The organism is Aphanizomenon flos-aquae FACHB-1287, assembly GCF_014698755.1.
GTDB classification, from domain to species: Bacteria; Cyanobacteriota; Cyanobacteriia; order Cyanobacteriales; family Nostocaceae; genus Dolichospermum; species Dolichospermum flosaquae.
Window position 1 is genome coordinate 37,305 of sequence record NZ_JACJTO010000029.1, and the last position, 18,562, is coordinate 55,866.

General features: G+C 37.9%; 16 protein-coding genes and 1 pseudogene. All 17 read right to left on the reverse strand.

Annotated features, from left to right (window positions below):
* Nucleotides 1-101: 101 nt before the first annotated feature.
* Nucleotides 102-3,521: a virulence factor SrfB gene (locus H6G44_RS14140; protein ID WP_190387268.1), complete on the reverse strand. Its 3,420-nt coding sequence runs from the start codon at nucleotides 3,519-3,521 to the stop codon at nucleotides 102-104.
* A 208-nt stretch (nucleotides 3,522-3,729) separates the two neighbouring features.
* Complete coding sequence (locus H6G44_RS14145) at nucleotides 3,730-6,288, reverse strand: dynamin family protein (protein WP_190387267.1); 2,559 nt, start codon at nucleotides 6,286-6,288, stop codon at nucleotides 3,730-3,732.
* 440 nt (nucleotides 6,289-6,728) lie between these two features.
* Nucleotides 6,729-7,169, reverse strand: a complete 441-nt coding sequence (locus H6G44_RS14150; protein WP_190387266.1) for a GPW/gp25 family protein — start codon at nucleotides 7,167-7,169, stop codon at nucleotides 6,729-6,731.
* Between the two features lie 405 nt (nucleotides 7,170-7,574).
* Nucleotides 7,575-8,012 carry a hypothetical protein gene (locus tag H6G44_RS14155; RefSeq protein WP_190387265.1) on the reverse strand — a complete coding sequence of 146 codons (438 nt, stop codon included), beginning with the start codon at nucleotides 8,010-8,012 and terminating at the stop codon, nucleotides 7,575-7,577.
* 9 nt (nucleotides 8,013-8,021) lie between these two features.
* Nucleotides 8,022-8,357: a hypothetical protein gene (locus H6G44_RS14160; protein ID WP_190387264.1), complete on the reverse strand. Its 336-nt coding sequence runs from the start codon at nucleotides 8,355-8,357 to the stop codon at nucleotides 8,022-8,024.
* Nucleotides 8,354-8,839: an eCIS core domain-containing protein gene (locus tag H6G44_RS14165; RefSeq protein ID WP_190387300.1), complete on the reverse strand. Its 486-nt coding sequence runs from the start codon at nucleotides 8,837-8,839 to the stop codon at nucleotides 8,354-8,356. The genes H6G44_RS14160 and H6G44_RS14165 overlap by 4 nt, the downstream gene beginning before the upstream one ends.
* Before the next feature lie 216 nt (nucleotides 8,840-9,055).
* Nucleotides 9,056-9,430, reverse strand: coding sequence for a DUF6156 family protein (locus tag H6G44_RS14170; protein WP_190387263.1), 375 nt, complete (start codon nucleotides 9,428-9,430; stop codon nucleotides 9,056-9,058).
* A gap of 261 nt (nucleotides 9,431-9,691) precedes the next feature.
* Nucleotides 9,692-10,033 carry a contact-dependent growth inhibition system immunity protein gene (locus tag H6G44_RS14175; protein ID WP_190387262.1) on the reverse strand — a complete coding sequence of 114 codons (342 nt, stop codon included), beginning with the start codon at nucleotides 10,031-10,033 and terminating at the stop codon, nucleotides 9,692-9,694.
* A 35-nt stretch (nucleotides 10,034-10,068) separates the two neighbouring features.
* Nucleotides 10,069-10,530: an RNase A-like domain-containing protein gene (locus tag H6G44_RS20370; protein ID WP_311138819.1), complete on the reverse strand. Its 462-nt coding sequence runs from the start codon at nucleotides 10,528-10,530 to the stop codon at nucleotides 10,069-10,071.
* 366 nt (nucleotides 10,531-10,896) lie between these two features.
* Nucleotides 10,897-11,031: pseudogene (locus H6G44_RS20540) on the reverse strand (eCIS core domain-containing protein); the annotation flags it as partial.
* Between the two features lie 43 nt (nucleotides 11,032-11,074).
* The gene (locus H6G44_RS14185; RefSeq protein ID WP_190387261.1) at nucleotides 11,075-11,716 is read right to left on the reverse strand and encodes a hypothetical protein; all 642 of its coding nucleotides are present in this window, start codon (nucleotides 11,714-11,716) and stop codon (nucleotides 11,075-11,077) included.
* 297 nt (nucleotides 11,717-12,013) lie between these two features.
* Nucleotides 12,014-13,789, reverse strand: a complete 1,776-nt coding sequence (locus H6G44_RS14190) for an eCIS core domain-containing protein (RefSeq protein ID WP_190595371.1) — start codon at nucleotides 13,787-13,789, stop codon at nucleotides 12,014-12,016.
* A 728-nt stretch (nucleotides 13,790-14,517) separates the two neighbouring features.
* Nucleotides 14,518-15,099: a DUF6714 family protein gene (locus tag H6G44_RS14195; RefSeq protein ID WP_190484350.1), complete on the reverse strand. Its 582-nt coding sequence runs from the start codon at nucleotides 15,097-15,099 to the stop codon at nucleotides 14,518-14,520.
* Between the two features lie 27 nt (nucleotides 15,100-15,126).
* Nucleotides 15,127-16,641 carry an eCIS core domain-containing protein gene (locus H6G44_RS14200; RefSeq protein WP_190484353.1) on the reverse strand — a complete coding sequence of 505 codons (1,515 nt, stop codon included), beginning with the start codon at nucleotides 16,639-16,641 and terminating at the stop codon, nucleotides 15,127-15,129.
* A 327-nt stretch (nucleotides 16,642-16,968) separates the two neighbouring features.
* Nucleotides 16,969-17,316 (reverse strand): hypothetical protein, encoded by a 348-nt coding sequence (locus H6G44_RS14205; RefSeq protein ID WP_190484356.1) that lies wholly within the window; start codon nucleotides 17,314-17,316, stop codon nucleotides 16,969-16,971.
* A gap of 86 nt (nucleotides 17,317-17,402) precedes the next feature.
* A complete protein-coding gene (locus H6G44_RS14210; RefSeq protein WP_190484359.1) occupies nucleotides 17,403-17,639 on the reverse strand; it encodes a hypothetical protein in 237 nt (78 codons plus the stop codon).
* A gap of 36 nt (nucleotides 17,640-17,675) precedes the next feature.
* Complete coding sequence (locus H6G44_RS14215) at nucleotides 17,676-18,131, reverse strand: hypothetical protein (RefSeq protein ID WP_190484362.1); 456 nt, start codon at nucleotides 18,129-18,131, stop codon at nucleotides 17,676-17,678.
* Nucleotides 18,132-18,562 lie beyond the last annotated feature (431 nt).

Sequence of the window (18,562 nt, forward strand, 5' to 3'; positions counted from 1 at the left end):
TAGTAAAAAGTAGGTTGGGTTAAGTGACGGCACAACCCAACAAAAAACAATTCAATAATTAATAATGTTGGATTTTTTTACATCAAACCAACAAATTCAAGCTAATGAATACCGCAAAATGGATCACGTTCTTTATCAACTTCATTGGGTTGTAATTCCAATTCTGCACGATAAACACATCCTTCTTTTTCCAGACATTCTTGATTATTAGATGTCAAATAAGGAACTGTACCAGCGTGCATTCTTAATACTCCCATATTATCAAGAGTTACATGATATTGACAAGGATAATCTGTGATCATATCCGGTCTACTAAGTGTACCAATTCTAAGCCATTTTTTACTATTTGTATCACCATCAGTCTGATAAATATAGAATGTATGTTGACCACTTTGGGGAAATGGTGGCAAAGGTTTACTAATTAATCCTGTTCCTGGTTGCTTCACACCATCTTGTAAATAATGAAATGTTTTCATTAATTTACTATCACTATTATTATTATCAACTGCAAATACTAAATGATAAGCATGGGGTTGATCAACTGTGGCTGACTCTAAAACATTAACAGCAATATCACCATCATTTAAGTTGTGTTGATGATTTTCAATGGCGATATTCCATTTTAAATTGCCATCAATAAATAAAGTATTTTCAGTAGCTTTAGATATGACTGAATTAATATCAATACCAGGGGCATCTATTAAATAATGAGGATTACCACGACATAGTAAAACACTAAATTGTAAAGCTTGATCAATCTCAAATTGAACTTTGATTTTTTTGAGAAATTCCTGTTCTTCCATACCTAATTTATCCATCAATATCTTACCATCAAAACTACCCCAGAGGCGAAAAGTTCCATTTTCATAATCTTGACGATGAATAATATTTGTTAATTGCATTCCTTGCCAAGGTGTCCGCACTTTAGCAACAGTGTCCGAAGGTGCAAGTTGATATAGTTCTTGTCCAGCATTAAAAATGGCTAATGGTTCGTTACTTTGGGTTTTGCGTTTAAAGTTACAAGGAAGATAATAAAATAGGTTTTTGACATCAATTTCTAATTGATTTGCACCTTTGCGTAACAGATTTTTAGATTCTTCAGGATCAAATCGAAAGCGACGCAGTTTTTCGGCATAACAAGCACCTGCGGAAGTGGCAAGTTTTGTAAATTCTAAAACAAAGGTAATTCGTTCTGGATTCCAAACAAAATAGGGTGATTGACTAAATTCTTGATAAATTTGTTGTTGCACTAGATCAAGATTACAAGTTTTACCAGAAAGAATTAACCAGTCTACTTTTTGATTAGGTTCTGAATTGAGACGGCTTTCCATTAAGCCTTTAGCAATCCCAATTGCTTCTTTAATTGAGGAAGTTGCTGCCCGTTCAAATTGCTGATGATCTAAAGTTAAAGAAATAGATTCAGAACTTCTAACTTGAAATTTAATCGAACTTTGTGCAAGTAATTCACCAATTTGTTGTTCATTTAAGGTGAAGGTTAATAAAGAACTATCTGTGGGTGGTTTTTGTCCTAATTTGAGTTTAGCAGCTTCCGCATGATCCCACAATGTGTAAAAGGTTTGTAGACGTTGGGTTGCTTGTTGCCAACGAGTTGGTAATACTTTTTCTGCCGTATCTAAAGCATCCTTAAAAGCAACATCACCTTCGGGATTTTCTTTATCTATACATTTTAATAAACTACCAGTTTTAAATTTTCCGTCTTCTAAAAAACGGTCGTTTAATTCGGAGTTAATTAAGTCTTCTAATTTATCACTTTCGATATCACCTGTAGTAACTGCGGTGAGAAGAAAATCAGAGATTGCCACTTTTAATAGGCGGAAAATTCGCAAGGTAATTAATTCACCACCTAATTGTAAATGTCCTGAAGAACCCAATAATTTAGGAGTGAGTTTATAGTAACGTCCTCCTAAACCTCTATCTTCATTATCTGCAAAGAAAGGTGTTTTATCTTCTAGAGTCAGTTCAATTAAAGCTAAGTCTGTTGTACCGCCACCAATATCTAAAACTAGAACATTTTGTGACCATTTATTACCATTTTGACGACAGCGAGTTTTAAAAGATTCAATCCCAATATTAAGATTACCGCCAAATTCTCGCCAGAGGAAAAAGATAGCTACAGAAACCGCTTCATCATAAGCTGTTTGTACATCATCAATGCCTAATTCCTGCACTAATTGCTTAATTTCTTTGCGAACTACAGGAGGGGCGACGGTGGGATAGGTAACAACTGCTGTTAAAAAATCGCCTTCCGAAAATCTCCGTCTAGCCCGTTGACGATAATCTTCTGTTAATTCAATTAATTGCGCCCAAGCTGCTTGAATGAGGCGATTAACTTGAATATTTTCTTCATCTTCTTCTAAGGTAATTGGGAAAAATCTATCTTGACCAAAATAGCGTTTGGGTGAATGATGAAATCTGCTAATAATGTCTTTAATAGAAGCTGTTGTTCCTTGGGCTATGGCTTTTTTTCTATTATCTCTTGCGTCTCTACCCATGCGTAATTTTAAGGGGATTAATTGCGATACTTCCATTTCACTGGGAATTTCTGTACTACGTCGGTCAATATCTAAAACTACGGGAATTAAATTTTGTGATTCTAATGTGGGAACACGAAAAACTTCATGATATATAGCATAAAGTTTTTTACTCACAGCCCGCCGAAATCTATCACTTGTTCCTAAACATAATTCAATTTGGCGAATTGCTTCTAAAAATAATTCTTTGTTATCAGTTTCAAAAATTTCGCTTAATTGATCTGATTCTATTTCTAAGTTTCTGCTAATATCAGCTAAGAATTTTTCCCACTCACCACCGCTAACATCTGATAAGGCTAAATCTGAGGGAGAATTTAACCACTCAGCCATACGTTCTCTTAATCTCAGTTCTTGTTCTCTTGGTAAAACTTCCGCAATGGGAACTTCAATAGGGTCAAAAAGTGTCACTGTAGAGTTAGAAGTACCAAAATCTAAGGCTAACCATCCGGGAAATCTTTTTCTTTGTTTTTCGTTGAGTTTCTCACTAAGTTGTTGACTTAAATTATTTAAATAGTGGTCAAATTGTGAAGTATTCATGGCTGGATAATTTTTTGTAGATGAACTAGATGATTTTTCTAAATTGGGTATGAACCAAAGATCACATTCAGCACATACATGATTAGATATAGACAAATTTGGGTTTCCTGCAACGTCAGAATCAAAATATTCTACAATTACCTTTAAGGTACAATCAACTATTGTCATTAAAGGTGTATCTAGCTGACAGATATCTTGTCCTAATTGACAAATATTAGAAATTTGTTTGGGTGTAACTGAGTTAAATTGTCTATAGCTACTTTGAATTTTTGCTGCTAATTGATATGGTGTACCTCTAACTATGCAGGTAATCCGAGAAATGTGGGGAATATTGCTTTTATTAGGGACAATTTGGATGGAGGGTAGATGCAACTGTGCGTTTTTTTTCATGCCTAATTTAAAGCTAGGTAGAAGTTGAATTTCCACAGGCATTTTTGATGTTCCTTTTTTTGTTTGTTAATGATTCATTGGTAGTGCATTCCCCTAAATTTATTTGATAACTACAGGTTTACTCTTTTCTAGTTTGGGTGTTTACAATCAGGTTCTTTAGCAAAAAGGCAAATGTTTAACAATTTGCAAGAATATGGATGAAATAAACCACCAAGGGACGAAGAACAGGAAACAAGCAGGGTATTACTAATTAAATATAGCTGAATAATTCAGTTTCATTAATTGTGGCAATATCGGTTAAAATTTCTAACCAAGCCGGAATGGCTAGTTCAGATTGTGAATCTCTTGCAGCAATATATCTTAGTAATGCTTCTTTTTTGGAAAGATTTTGCAAACTGGGAATAATTTGATCTAAAATTCCATGGATTTCTATATTCACCTGCTGATTAATTTCACTCACATACTGCACTAGGTGAAGACTAGCACTAGCGGTAATTTCATCTCGTAATCGTAATACGAAAAGTTGATGATTGATGCTTCTAGACTGGTTTTGATTCCTAGCTGGTGACCAATCAAAAATTTGTCCTACACTATGTTTTTCATCTTGTCTGGCTAGGGGAAAAATACTTTCTGCTTTGATATTTTGATCATGATTATTGATTTCCCCAATAATAGCTTCTTTCCATTGGCGAGGATCACATCCTAATAACAGTTTATAAAATAAATCGGCTTCTTCAAGTCCAAATTTTGCTTCAATTTCTTGTTCCATTTCTGGCTGAAGAATGTCTTGCAATTTTTCCCGTTCTAAGGTGATTTTATGTGCCAATGAACTTAATAAGTCTATCACGGCTTGACGAATGCGATCGCTGGCAAAATTTTCCAGTTCTTTGATTGTTTTCTCAAAGGTCGGATAAAAGTCATCACTCTTAGTGGGGAGGGAAGTATTCACCCGATTTCCTCTATCAAATAATTTCCCCGCTGCACCTTTAAATTCAGCTAAGGTAATTATACCATTTTGGACTTTATTAAATAGTAATGTCCACTGACTCCAATTCAAAATTCTCAAGGTTAGTTCATCTTTAATGACATCACTAACTACCACTCCTCGGCGATCTTTTAGTTGTTCTTTACCTAAATCTTTTTGGAAGTTTCTGTAGGTTTTATCTAGATTTTCTATAGCTGTTCTCAATTCCATTAAAACCGGAGTATCAATGGTGGGTATCCCTTGTTCGTGAATTTCGGTAATAATTTCCTTGAGATATTCTTGTTGTTGACGAATCACATCAGCAATCCGAGAGGTATCTTCATATAATTGCTTTAAACCGTGATTAGCAACATGATTTTGAATCAATTCTCTTAATTTACTAATACCACCATCTTGAGCAAAATAACCCAATTGTCTACCTAATTGATTGCGTCCATCTGTTGCTAATAAAGCTTCACTTAAACTACCCCATTTTTGTTGTAATTTTTTCGGTCTTTCCAGATAATCTGGATAATCTAAATTGGCGAGAAATTCTTCAGAACCTGCTTTAACTTGACTAGAACGTTTGGCTAATTCCGCCAGTCCTAATAATGGTGATAATAAAACAATTCTGTCTTTTTGAGTAGTAAATGCTTCAGCCCCATCAATAATGGTTTTGAGAACTTTCAATTTTTGGAAAACGGTATTTGTTTGTAAGGGTTGAAAATCCGATGGATTATTAACTAATAAATCTAGTTCTCTTTCCCCACCTTCACTATCTAAAGGTAATTGATCAAAACGTCCCACACCCACAAGAATTAAATCCTTGAGGTCTTGTCCTGGACGCTGTTGCTGCATCATTGTAAAAATTTTATTGGCGCGATCGCTCCCCGGTGATTTACCATTAAGTAAGACTAAAATTGTCTGTACCTGTGCCAATTCTCGCAATGATAAAAATGTATCTCTAGTTCCAGAATTAGCCGCACCCAACCCTGGAAAATCTAACAGAACAAATTCTTCTGCACCGGTAACATCCCAAATTTCTCGTGATATTTTCACATCAATATCAACGCGACGAATTAAGAGAAAACTATTTTGTAATAATTGCGTTCCTAATATTTGAGGGGCGTTAGGTAAGCGGATATTTGCTGGTGGTAAATCCTCAAATTTGAGAGATTGAATCACCATGGGCATTTCTGCCAGTTGTAAACCTTCACGGGCGGTGATACCATCAATTTGGTAAAAACGACCGCATAAAGCCTCACCATAAGCCTGATAAGCCCGCAAAAATAACACCAACTCCCGCACTAAATAGCGCAATTCTAAATTACTGGAACTTTTCCAAACTTCTTCACACCAAATACTAATATCTTTACCGGTTTTAATTTTAGCTACCTGTAAAGATGCCACCCCAGCGGACATAGCGCGATGGTTTGCTTCTTTCAGCATGAAGTGTAAGCACTCATTTACCCCCTCATGAGATAAATATTCTATCGTGTAATTTTCTACTTGAGTAGTTGTAAAACTATCCTGGGATTTCACATGAATAGCAGTGATATTACCGGTGGTGGGATTTTCACTTACGGGTAAAGCGTCTGCATAACCAATTAGACTACCTAGCAGCAAACTTTTACCGCTGCTAAATTCCCCCATTACGCCGATTTTTACCGGGGAGGTGGCCAGTTCTACAGTTTTCTCAGCAGCCTCTCGCAGCCGCAACAGACAATCATCAAGACTAGTGGGAACCCAATCTTCCTCTTGGGAAGGGCGTTGGGGAACTGAGTCAATTTTGCGAAGGATAAATTCACCGTACTCTTTCAATCGTGCCAGTTTGTCTGGTTCCATAGAGTAGTCTTTCGTTTGAGTTCGTTTTCACAACTGGGTTATAACACAAAACCTAAAAATTATGCCTATTTATGCAACGAAAACCGACAAGACGCAAGACTCAAGCGGTAATTTCTCTTTCTATTCTAGGGTTGATCTTTAATTTTTTCCGAACGGTTATGGCTGTATCTAATTGTAGTGCTGTAATAACCTGTAAATTGTTATTCGTAAAAAACCAAACTTCCCTCGAGGTTCGTTTAAAATCTCCCAATGCCATAAGGTGACTACAGAAAATTCTACCACAATAGTTGAAAAGCCATCCTAGAAAAACGGGGCTTGTGTTCCATGTTTTTGGTTATCTTACAGCGTTTTCCGACAAAGTTGAATGATCAAACTCTTGTGGTGCGGGCATCTTGCCCGCTAGATATGTACCTTATAACACCAGGAAATGCTGTAGCATTTTAATTGGGGGCTTGGAGATAAAATGGATAAACGAAACTTTTGGAATCATGGGAGTTTTTAATTTGATATTGAATCACAATATTTAATTTTCCCTGATTAGGATCAGATTTTTTCGTTAACTGAGATGATGCTACTTCTACGTATACACCTATAAGATTAATACGCGGTTCCCACCGTTCTAATGCTTCTGTAACATATAAACGAATGAGTAATAAGGTTTCAGTATTCATGGGTGCAAAAATGAGTTCGTCTAACCGTGACCCAAAATCTGGTCTGTAGAGTCGTTCACCCCATTTAGTAGCGAGAATCAGTCGCATTGACTCTTCTATATTATAAGTGTTAGCACTAAGGTGGAGATTAGATTGAATATTAACTCGTAGTGGAAAGGATAATCCTTGTCCTACATAATCAGGGGGTTGGTCATTAATAAGTTCTGGCATGATTACAGAATCCGTATTGAAAAGCTAAGATTTTACTTAAATCATTAATTTAATTATCTTAAATCATTTGTGACACACAAAATGATCTACTCATGTGAGTCATTTGTGTACTAAGTTGTTATACTTTCTTCATGTTTAACCAGCCAAAAACTTGCGAAGCTGTAAGCTCTAAATCTAGCTGGGGATAGACAGGAAGAACTTGATTTTCCTGACCAAGACTCGGCTGTTGCTGTGGCTGCAACAACAAAATACTTAGATTATCCGGGTCAATGAACCAACGGATGTGTTAGAGGTCGCGTCACACACCGAAACATCCCTTCAATGTGGTGCGTTACATTTTATTAACGCACCTTACAAGATCAGGAATCCCACATTCTTCGGTAACCGTGATCATTGGCTAGATTGCTACCGATTAATCTTTTTCAAATCGGATAATCGAAACCATGTTGGATCTGTATAGTTATTACCCACCACTGTCACTTTAACTTGATCGCCAATGGATATTTCTCGATCACGAGTTTCATTCGTTTGACTTGAAAATTTTAGCTCTTTGACTGGAAGGTTTAATGCTACGTTAGCTGGTTCGGTTTTTTCAACTTTGACAGTTATGTACGTATAGTTATTTTTCACCTTGACTGTTTTACTGCGATCTGCAATATTAAACTGTGTAACTGTTCCCGTTACTTCAAACCTCACATTAGGGATATCCTCCGTTGGCATCACTATAATCCTTTTTGATGATTGGTAAGTTTTCCGTAATGGGTGTACTTCGACTTGCTCTGGAGACTGAGAACACCCTATCAAAATTGCAGCTAGAAACGTATAAATACTTGTTTTGTTCATAGGGATTACTTACTCATGGCGTTCACCTGATTTCAGCGGTGCTACCGTTACAGATTTGTCGCCCCTCTTTTTCATTTGATAAAGGTCTTTATAGAGAGCATTCGGTAGACAAATTCCCCACGACGATCCACTAGGTGCAACCTGACCTGCACTACGGATAGACTCCACAGCAAAAGTTGTGCAATTGAATGTATAGAGGTTGTAGTTTGCACTACGTTTTGAGTTCACGTATGATATCAAAGAACCAACCTGAGTTAGTGTCAGATCATACTCCTTTGTCACATTAGGATCATGCGCTGTATCTGGTTCTTCAACTCGCCCTGGTACATTTTTCATTGGATTCATTGAGAATCCTGTATGTGCTGGATTGTTACTTGCTCCCGCACCTGGAGTTTGTCCGTGATCAATCCTTTGTTGTTCTGTGGTGTGGGGGGAGGTGAAGGCTTCTTTGATAGCGATCGCTGCACCACCCCTTCATTCTGCTGTACAACATGAGTCAATTCATGGGCAATTAACTCCTGTCCCCCTCGACTCCCAGGATCATATTCCCCACCTCTAAAGAACACATCTTGCCCTGTGGTAAATGCTCTTGCCTGAATTGATTGATTCAATTGGTCAGATACTGCATCATTGTGAACTTTTACTTGGCTAAAATCTACACCTCCAAAGGCTTTTTCCATCGGTTGTCGGATGTTTTCATCTAATGGCTGTCCGCTACCCCTTGCCCCTTGAATACTAGTTTCTAGATTAGGTGTTGCGGCTATTTCCCCTTTCAGAGATTTACCTTGAAGTTGTTCTTCCTCAAACAGCGCTTCCTGGCGTTGAATGAATGATCACCGCGTTGAGGAATATGTCCGGCGCTGGGGCATTTGGGTTAGAAGTGGGGTGAATGGGTTGCTTGATGGGTTGGGTTTGTTGGGTTTCGTTCACAGCAATGCCTTATCACTCTTGGCTAGGTATGTTAATAATCACATAACACACTGAAACATTTCATCAATTTGGTGCGTTAACGAAGTGTAACGCACCCTACAAGAGCGATCGCACTATTTCATGATATTTCCATTGCTATCAAAGTTTTGATTTATTTCTGAACCATCAGTTTTAATCATATTTCTGGTTTTTAATTTTCGGTTATCCCAATAGATATATTTATCTTGCCACTCCAATTTGCCATCAAGGTATTTTTCAAATCGTTCAAGTTGTTTACTACTGTTGTAGTATCCCACATAATATGACTGACGTTTTTGTGCCTCTTCTTGAGAAATAGGTTCTACAGGCACAAAAGGAATTTGGTAGGATGTCCAACTTCCATAATAAATAACCGAGTTTGTCGGAGGAGTATCGGTACTGCTTTTCATCCTAGTGTCCAGATTTTGTGAAAATGTACATCCATTCAAACTAGGCACTGCAACAGCCATGATTACTAATAACGTAATAGGGAATAGAATTGTGTTAGCCTTTTTGTAAATTATCACGATTGTTTAATTCCTACACTCTTCATCAGGCTTTTCTGGAATGTGGGTTGGAAATATCAGGTAAAATTGGCTGGAACATTAAGATATAGCAGTTATCGGTTGAGTGAAATACAAGAACCCCCTCCCCACAAGCGATGAGGGGGCTGATAATGTATCCTATTTAAGTGCATACTGCTATAAGACTTATAGATTGACAGAATTAAGTCACTCTTTGAGAATAGTCAGAATCTCTCTTAACCATTGTCGATAAGTTAGCCCCAGTCCAGGAGCGTAAATACAAGACAAAAGTTTATGAGTTACTATTTCACCCAAATCCCAATCATCTTCTAATGTCAGATGATCTGCGATGAATTGTTCCAATTCTTGAGTTACCTGGGCAACAATTGCTTGAGAATTATTGGTCTTAAAGTCACGCACAACAACCTGAAATGATGGTGGCTCTCCCTGCCAGTTATAGATATAAGCCCAATCTTGGTGGAAGTAGCCACCGAAAAATTGTTTGAGTTCTGGATAAAGCTTTTCGTATTTATTTTCGTCCCAATCCATCTACTTACTCTCCTTTGGTGCTATGTTTAATCCAGCTATTTAATAATGGGAAATGATGTTAAGATATGCCAGCCCTGAGCTGAACTGTCTGGCACTATAACTACCCGCACTCTCTTCGTTTCCACTGCCCGGAAAGCCCCGTTCCTACCCCGCTCAACCACAATACCAACTAATTCATCCATATTAAAATCTTTTACAAACGGTTTTCCTTGCTTACTGTTTAGCCATACTTCTATCTCTTCACGAAACTGCTTAACAAATTTTCCCTGGGTACGATTGGTAATGCTCTCATTACGGAAAGAAGATGCCATATTTATGTCAGGTTCATTCTGAAGTCGCTTACGCAGCCAATTTTCTGATTTACCAACGTGTTTTTCTTCCGTGTGACCTCCTTCATTTTCATGAGATTCAAGATCACGCCGTTCTCCCTCTTCTTTGTTGCTTGTACTAAAATAGATGTTGGCCATCTGTAACGCTTTGGTTACAGACCATCCCATTCTTTTCGCAACTTTCGCTGCTATTTTTAACTTCAGTGAATCATGAGTAGCAGCCCAGACAACTACTGCACCTGAATGAGAAGCTCTCAGTGCAAGTCCACCACCACCAGCCCCAGGTGCAGTTGCAAATATTAAATCTATAGCAGTAAAAAGATTATTGACAAAACGTTTAAAGTCTTTTTCTTCTCCTTCTTTGTATCCTAATTCAATATAAATGCGTTCTGCTACATCAATAGTGAGTCCAGTGTAATCTAACCAATCTGGGGGTAGAACCCAACATTGAATACGCGGAGAAATTACATTTTCCTGTACCAATGATGTCAATTTTTGTTGATTCTGACTTCGCTGCACCACCCCTTCATTCTGCTGTACAACATGGGTCAACTCATGGGCAATTAACTCCTGTCCCCCTCGACTCCCAGGATTATATTCCCCCTGTCTAAAGAACACATCCTCTCCCGTGGTGAAAGCCCGCGCCTGAATTGGGCGATTCCTAGGTCGCGCTTCGCTATCGCAATTTTCGTTGACGAGCTAATAATCAATTTTATGGGATAATTTCTTTGAGAATTGATGAAACATCTTGTGGTTGAATTTTTAATTGATTGATACAAATTAATTTAACTTTTTGATGATTTTTGATATTAGATTCTAATGACCATTTCGCCATACTTGTAATCATTTTTTTTACAGGATCGTCTTGACTTTTCTTACTAGACAAAGCAGATATGATTCTAATAACATATTTTTCTGATCCTGTTGCCATAAAAGCAGACCATAAAATATCCAAAATACTGGAATTGTCAATAGGTATTTCTTCTAGATTTGGTGGAACTTGATCTTTAAAAAAATTAATCATATCTTGAATAGCTGGTTCGCTGTTTTGATATAAATTATTGAGATATTCTTGAGCTTCTGAAGTATTAGATAAAAAAATAGCTTCAATGATCACTTCTTTCTCTACAATAGTTAAATTTTGCAAAACTTGAGATAACCAATCTGCTATTTTATTAGAATTATCACGAAAGATAAAACTTAAAAAAAACATGATTGAGATTTGAGAAGTTTCTTCTTTTAAAAAACCCTTTTGACTCAAGCTTTTAATAAAAACTGGAATCAAATTTGGTTGAGGATTTTGATAATAGAAACTCATCCAATTTTCTATATTTTCAGCAGTAAAACTATCCATATTTATCTTATTACTCAACTTTTATGCCTATTTTGTAATATACAAGCTTTTGAAACCCTATATAGGGTTTGCTGAAAAAGTTATTGGTTAAGAGAGGGAACAGTGAACAGTTTCAGTGATATGAATATCCCAAAATTCACCCATCTAACTAGGACACATGGAACTATTTTGAGACACCATCGGCAAAAAATTGGCACTTTTTAAGCATCAAAAACTCTGAAACCTTTATCTGTTCTTCTTTCTACTCTTATTCAGCAAATCCTAGATGAAGATCCCAAATGGGTTCTATAGACTGATTTATGTTCCCGCCCGTCCTCCTAATTCTAGGTATCGTGCGTACACATTGCTTACATACATTTGACAGTTATTTCTGAGTAAGCTGTATTGCCCAGGATTACCCAAATCATTAACAGCTTGTCGCATGATGGGGTCATCTAAATTATTTCTTCCGTGACCTATTGTATAATTTCCAGCATTATCTTGTCCAAGACCGTTACGATCCATAAATCCAATATTAGCAGGATTCCCACCATCTTGAAAGAAGATATGCTCATGAAAAATTCCTCTATTTGGGATCACCCCACCCCGGCTCATACGACCTATTCCTCTGATGAAGCCTGCTAAAGGTCGCCTAGCAGTATATGCTCTTTGTATTGTTGATGTTTGTGTTTGAGATATCGAATGAAATTTAGGTTGGATTAATGCTCCTCCTTTTTCTTCCATTTTCTCTATTTGTCCAGGAGTGAGATCATCAGTTAATTGTCGCTGAATTTGAGAAGCTCCTCCTTGTTGTACAACATGAGTCAACTCATGGGCAATTAACTCCTGTCCCCCTCGACTACTAGGGTTATATTCCCCACCTCTAAAGAACAAATCCTGCCCTGTGGTAAATGCCCTTGCCTGAATTGATTGATTTAATTGGTCAGATACTGCATCATTGTGAACTTTTACTTGGCTGAAATCCACTCCTCCAAAGGCTTTTTCCATGGGTTGTCGGATGTTTTCATCTAATGGCTGTCCGCTACCCCTTGCCCCTTGAATACTAGTTTCTAGATTAGGTGTTGCGGCTATTTCCCCTTTCAGAGATTTACCTTGAAGTTGTTCTTCTTCTGGTAATTCCTCACGCTGAATGGTATCGGAAATGGACTTAGCTTGAAGTTGTTCTTCTTCTTCCGGTAATTCCTCACGTTGAATGGTATCGGAAATAGACTTAGCTTGAATAGGTTCTTCCTCAAACGGCGCAACTTCCTCACGTTGAATGGTGTTGGAAATAGACTTAGCTTGAACTTGTTCTTCCTCTTCCGGTACTTCCTCTCGTTGCACTGTTTGACCTTGAGCCGACTGCACGGGTACAGGAGAATTAATCTGCTGTACTACCTGAGATGCTACCTGATCTGCTTCTTGCTCATATTTATCACCAGGTTGACCGATAGTTAACTTCGTTTGAATCGGTGGTGGTGGTTCTGTAGCAGGAGCATTTACGGGGATATTCGGGTAAGTGGGTCTATTATACCATGGAACATCCGCTGATCCTTGCTGATAATAATTAGTAGGTTCACCGCTATTTAACTGAGTTTGAATCGGTGGTGGTGGTTCTGTACCAGGAGCATTTACGGGTATATTCGGGTAAGTAGGTCTATTATACCATGCAACGTCCGCTGATCCTTGCTGATAATAATTAGTAGGTTCACCGCTATTTAACTGAGTTTGTATCGGTGGTGGTGGTTCTGTACCGGGAGCATTTACGGGTATATTCGGGTAAGTAGGTCTATTATACCATGCAACATCCGCTGATCCTTGCTGATAATAATTAGTAGGTTCACCGCTATTTAACTGAGTTTGTATCGGTGGTGGTGGTTCTGTACCGGGAGCGTTTACTGGAATATACGGTAAATTATATCTATTATACTGAGACTGTTCATGGTCAGCATCTAAATCCACATTTTCCTGTCCAGAAGAGGAATGGGACTGGTCTAGCTGAATATCAAAGGCGCGAGTCTGGTATAGATTCTGGACTGGGGTATAAGTAGACTGAGATGGATGTTTCTTTTGAATATGTTGTCGATTGTTCATTTTCTACACCTCGCAGCTTCACAGGGGATTGAATAAAATTATAATGTATTAATTGTCCTTTATGGTCAAATCTGGTCAAAAACTTGTATTGTTTCCATAAGTAGGCGAACTAAACAAAGTACAGGGAAGCTATTATAGGTTTGGGATAGTTTAGTCTTTTACAGAATGCGATTCCTAGGTCGCGCTTTGCTATCGCAATTTTTCTCAATGAGCTAATAATTAAAAACAATGATCTTATTTTTATACAAAAATAGTAGCACTGAGAATAAATATAAACATGGTGCGTTACATTTTATTAACGCACCCTACAGGATTGGCGATTCCTACTTATAAATCATGAGCCTTAAAATAAATTACAGGGTTGGGACTAGAAATATCAACCATGATCTCACTAGTACCTCTCGGCATAAATACGCCTACCTTTCTCAAGGGTTTCAAATCACAGACTTTTCAGCAACTTTAATGGTGGGTTTACTTACGCCAACCTGTACTAGCCCATTTTTGAATATTCCAAAATCCCCCCATAACTATCCAAGAGACACACCCCCTCTAAAATATTTTCATCAGTTTTAAGGATTAATTAGATTGTAATACCAAGATTTGCGGAATGTACGCTATAACTGATATCTTGCACTAGTAGCAACCAGCCAAAAAAGGTAGTTTTTTAGGGTTTAGTACCATGAAAAACTAATGGTTTCGGTGGCTATTGAAAAGGTGCAAAATTTTAATTATAAAGGAAAAATGAACCAATAGCGTTCTAGTGCGACCTCTGGTTCGTCAGCAAAAAAATGATTTTTTTTATGGGAATTTAGATATTCCAAATAATATCGAATTGCCTGACATTGTTGCTGATTAAATCCAGAAACTCGTTCCATAAATCTGTGAACTTTTTGATTAGAATTGGATAGCTCTTTGATCAAGAATTGACTTAGATCAGACTGAAGTTCGTTAGACTCTTGTTGGATATAGCATAATTTATTTAAGTCATCCGCCTCTACTGGAAGCGTTAAATACTGAACGGTCACATCTGGTAAAATATCAGTTTCTTCAAATTCCCGAATAACAATTGATAAATATGCTGGGAGATAAAATCGGAATGCAACTGGTGTCAAAAATGAAAGGGCAGAATTTTCTTTAATAAGTGTTTCTTGCGACAATTCACTCCAATGTTTACCCACAAAGGCTTGCTGAATATCTACACATTCCAAGTGGTAGCCAGTATTGTCGTATACTAAGTTCAAATCACCGGGATAAGTCAGTAGCTGAAAACTACTCATGAGTTTCTTTAAAACAATTGATGAACTAATCATGATTTTTGTTAATCAGTTTCTTTACGATTAAGGCACCGGAATCAAGTTGCGGGGTGGAAAGAGCCGACTTCCTTCCGAAATGATCAGATAAGTGATCAGTGCCGCTCCTGTCAGTCCTGTAATTGCCGACATTTTTTTCAAGAAGTCAGAAGACATCTCCGGTTGAGGTTGAGGTGCTTTAGATGTTTGCGCTTGAGGTTGCGGTGCTTTTACATGATCACGAGCTCGCTGACAAATCTTAATACTATTGATGGCGATTTCAAGAGCTTCTTTATGTCCAGCATCGCCCCCTCGGAAGCATTTCTTATTAATTCGGTTGCGAGCAGCAATGCACCTTGAGTTATTTTCAATGCGCTCTTCTAACTCTTCGATAGTCTGGGATTTTTTACAACTTCGAGGCTTGTTTTTACACCATTCATTTACTTCATTTTGAAGTTGTCGATGTTCTCCATGTGTGCAATCTCCGGGCGGATGTATTCCTGAAGCCGCGCTAGGACTTGGTTGGCGTTGAAGCAATTGATCAGTTGATTTGGCGAAATTTATTGATGAGGTTTTATTCACTACTTCTGCCTCTTCAGCTTCACAAGCATCACATTTTCTCTGAACGCTGATGCCTGCACGGCGCTGTAGAGAAGATCCACCCACCTGCTGGACAACATGAGTAAGCTCATGGGCAATCAATTCTTGTCCTCCTCGACTACTAGGGTTATATTCCCCACCTCTAAAGAACAAATCCTGCCCTGTGGTAAATGCCCTTGCCTGAATTGATTGATTTAATTGGTCAGATACTGCATCATTGTGAACTTTTACTTGGCTGAAATCCACTCCTCCAAAGGCTTTTTCCATGGGTTGTCGGATGTTTTCATCTAATGGCTGTCCGCTACCCCTTGCCCCTTGAATACTAGTTTCTAGATTAGGTGTTGCGGCCATTTCCCCTTTCAGAGATTTACCTTGAAGTTGTTCTTCTTCCGGTACTTCCTCACGCTGAATGGTATCGGAAATGGACTTAGCTTGAAGTTGTTCTTCCTCTTCCGGTGGAGCGTCCTCTCGTTGCACTGTTTGACCTTGAGCCGACTGCACGGGTACAGGAGAATTAATCTGCTGTACTACCTGAGATGCTACCTGATCTGCTTCTTGCTCATATTTATCACCAGGTTGACCGATAGTTAACTTCGTTTGAATCGGTGGTGGTGGTTCTGTACCGGGGGCATTTACGGGGATATTCGGGTAAGTAGGTCTATTATACCATGGAACATCCGCTGATCCTTGCTGATAATAATTAGTAGGTTCACCGCTATTTAACTGAGTTTGTATCGGTGGTGGTGGTTCTGTACCAGGAGCGTTTACGGGTATATACGGTAAATTATATAGCTTATACTGAGACTGTTCATGGTCAGCATCTAAATCCACATTTTCCTGTCCAGAAGAGGAATGGGACGGTTGTTGCTGAATATCAAAGGCGCGAGTCTGGTATAGATTCTGGACTGGGGTATAAGTAGACTGAGATGGATGTTTCTTTTGAATATGTTGTCGAGTGTTCATTTTCTACACCTCGCAGCTTCACAGGGGATTGAACAAAATTATAATGTATTAATTGTCCTTTATGGTCAAATCTAGTCAAAAACTTGTATTGTTTCCATAAGTAGGCAAGCTAAACAAAGTACAGGGAAGCTATTATAGGTTTTGGATAGTTTAGTCTTTTACACAACGCGATTCCTAGGTCGTGCTTCGCTATCGCATTTTTTCTCAATGAGCTAATAATCAAAAACAATGATTTTATTTTTATACAAATATAGTAGTACTGAGAATAAATATAAGCATGGTGCGTTACATTTTATTAACGCACCCTACAGGATAGGCGATTCCTACTTATAAATCATGAGTCTTAAAATAAATTACAGGGTTGGGACTAGAAATATCAACCATGATCTCACTAGCCCATTTTTGAGTATTCAAAAATCCTCCCATAACTTCCTTTGCATCATCAGGATTCCACCAAGCAATATTTTCAAACTCTTCAGAAGTAAAGGGACGAAATCCCTGTTTTAATGGTTTTACATATCCAGCATTTTTTAAAAAAGAATTTAGATCCTTTTTATTCAAAACTAATCGAATAAGAATGAGTTTGTCAATACCAGATTCATTATGAACTTGGATATTTTGACTACTTGGAGGTAACTTAATACGAGCTAAACTTTCAATTTCGGATGTTTCCAACTTAGCCTCCTTTTTCTGCCAAACATCACTACAAGACAGTATTAGGGAACTAAGTATAATCAGGCTGATTACTTGCTTGAATATTTTCATCGTTGCTTACGGTTAGGTATATCACCCACTAATGATCTATCACGTCGCTCATCCATTCGTCCACCATCACGATCATTAGCTACGTCTGAAATAGGGGTAGGAGATTTGGCAGTATCAGTCCAATTAATACTTATAGAAGAATTTGTTCCGTTAACTTCGTATTCTTGAGCTAGTCCAGTCTTGTGCAATTCTCCTAGAGATTCATCACTGACTGTGACAAGTCCAATGGTCACAGATTTACCTTCTTTAATAATTCAGGTTGGACAAAATTAGACGTTTTCACTAGTTTCATAAGAACAACAAGTTCCTGGTCCAAAAGACAGTACATTACCATCTGGTGTATAGAGAAACCAATGATTATAGTTCTGGGAGTAAATTGCAAAAAGTTTTAGGACAACCTGATGTTCAAAGGCAAAAACCACATCCCAGGCAGGAGGTATCAGATCAACAGACTGTAATGTAAGATTTTCTAAGCGATGGACGGCAACTTCCAAGTTATTTCTCTCATCTTCTGAAGCCGCAAAAATTTTATCTCCTTCTTCCACTCGCCATGCACAATTATATAGCCATAAATGCCATTCTCCATGAATTTTTTGCTGCTCATTATTGGATGGTAATGGTTGACCAAATTCTATGGTCGGAAAGCTGCCATATCCTAAAGAAACACCCCATGCTTTTTGTCCTAATAACTGATTAACTTTTGCTTGTACTTCTTGTATATTCATATCACAAATTTATAATGGTTTATTTATTTCCAAACATTTCTACGCCTTCTTCTACTATATCGTGATAGCCATAATCCTGACCACTAATAGCATCATGTAAACGGCGGATCTCTCCGTTGGAAAGTTTTCTACCTATACGTCTTTCGATCTCACGAATAGCATCTGCGCCCCATTATATGAAAAATCGCCTTGTATCCCCTACATTCCTAGTTCCACAAAACGCGATTCCTAGGACTCGCTTGACAATCAAGACAGTCGCTACGAGGCTATCGTAGTGCGATAGCGAAGCGATCCTGCAAGCAGATCGCACTAAATCATTACAGCAGTTTGAGATCAAAAGCGGTACAAAGATGGTAAACTTTAAAGATGGAAAAAAAAGAAAATAATTGAGATATATATGGCAGCAGCATATTCGACTGATATAAGACAAA

Excerpts from the sequence above, each read along its gene's own strand:
- H6G44_RS14140 (WP_190387268.1), bottom strand. The coding sequence starts at position 3,521 with ATGCCTGTGGAAATTCAACTTCTACCTAGCTTTAAATTAGGCATGAAA.
- H6G44_RS14145 (WP_190387267.1), bottom strand. The coding sequence starts at position 6,288 with ATGGAACCAGACAAACTGGCACGATTGAAAGAGTACGGTGAATTTATC.
- H6G44_RS14150 (WP_190387266.1), bottom strand. The coding sequence starts at position 7,169 with ATGCCAGAACTTATTAATGACCAACCCCCTGATTATGTAGGACAAGGA.
- H6G44_RS14155 (WP_190387265.1), bottom strand. The coding sequence starts at position 8,012 with ATGAACAAAACAAGTATTTATACGTTTCTAGCTGCAATTTTGATAGGG.
- H6G44_RS14160 (WP_190387264.1), bottom strand. The coding sequence starts at position 8,357 with ATGAATCCAATGAAAAATGTACCAGGGCGAGTTGAAGAACCAGATACA.
- H6G44_RS14170 (WP_190387263.1), bottom strand. The coding sequence starts at position 9,430 with ATGGCTGTTGCAGTGCCTAGTTTGAATGGATGTACATTTTCACAAAAT.
- H6G44_RS14175 (WP_190387262.1), bottom strand. The coding sequence starts at position 10,033 with ATGGATTGGGACGAAAATAAATACGAAAAGCTTTATCCAGAACTCAAA.
- H6G44_RS20370 (WP_311138819.1), bottom strand. The coding sequence starts at position 10,530 with ATGGGATGGTCTGTAACCAAAGCGTTACAGATGGCCAACATCTATTTT.
- H6G44_RS14185 (WP_190387261.1), bottom strand. The coding sequence starts at position 11,716 with ATGGATAGTTTTACTGCTGAAAATATAGAAAATTGGATGAGTTTCTAT.
- H6G44_RS14190 (WP_190595371.1), bottom strand. The coding sequence starts at position 13,789 with ATGAACAATCGACAACATATTCAAAAGAAACATCCATCTCAGTCTACT.
- H6G44_RS14195 (WP_190484350.1), bottom strand. The coding sequence starts at position 15,099 with ATGATTAGTTCATCAATTGTTTTAAAGAAACTCATGAGTAGTTTTCAG.
- H6G44_RS14200 (WP_190484353.1), bottom strand. The coding sequence starts at position 16,641 with ATGAACACTCGACAACATATTCAAAAGAAACATCCATCTCAGTCTACT.
- H6G44_RS14215 (WP_190484362.1), bottom strand. The coding sequence starts at position 18,131 with ATGAATATACAAGAAGTACAAGCAAAAGTTAATCAGTTATTAGGACAA.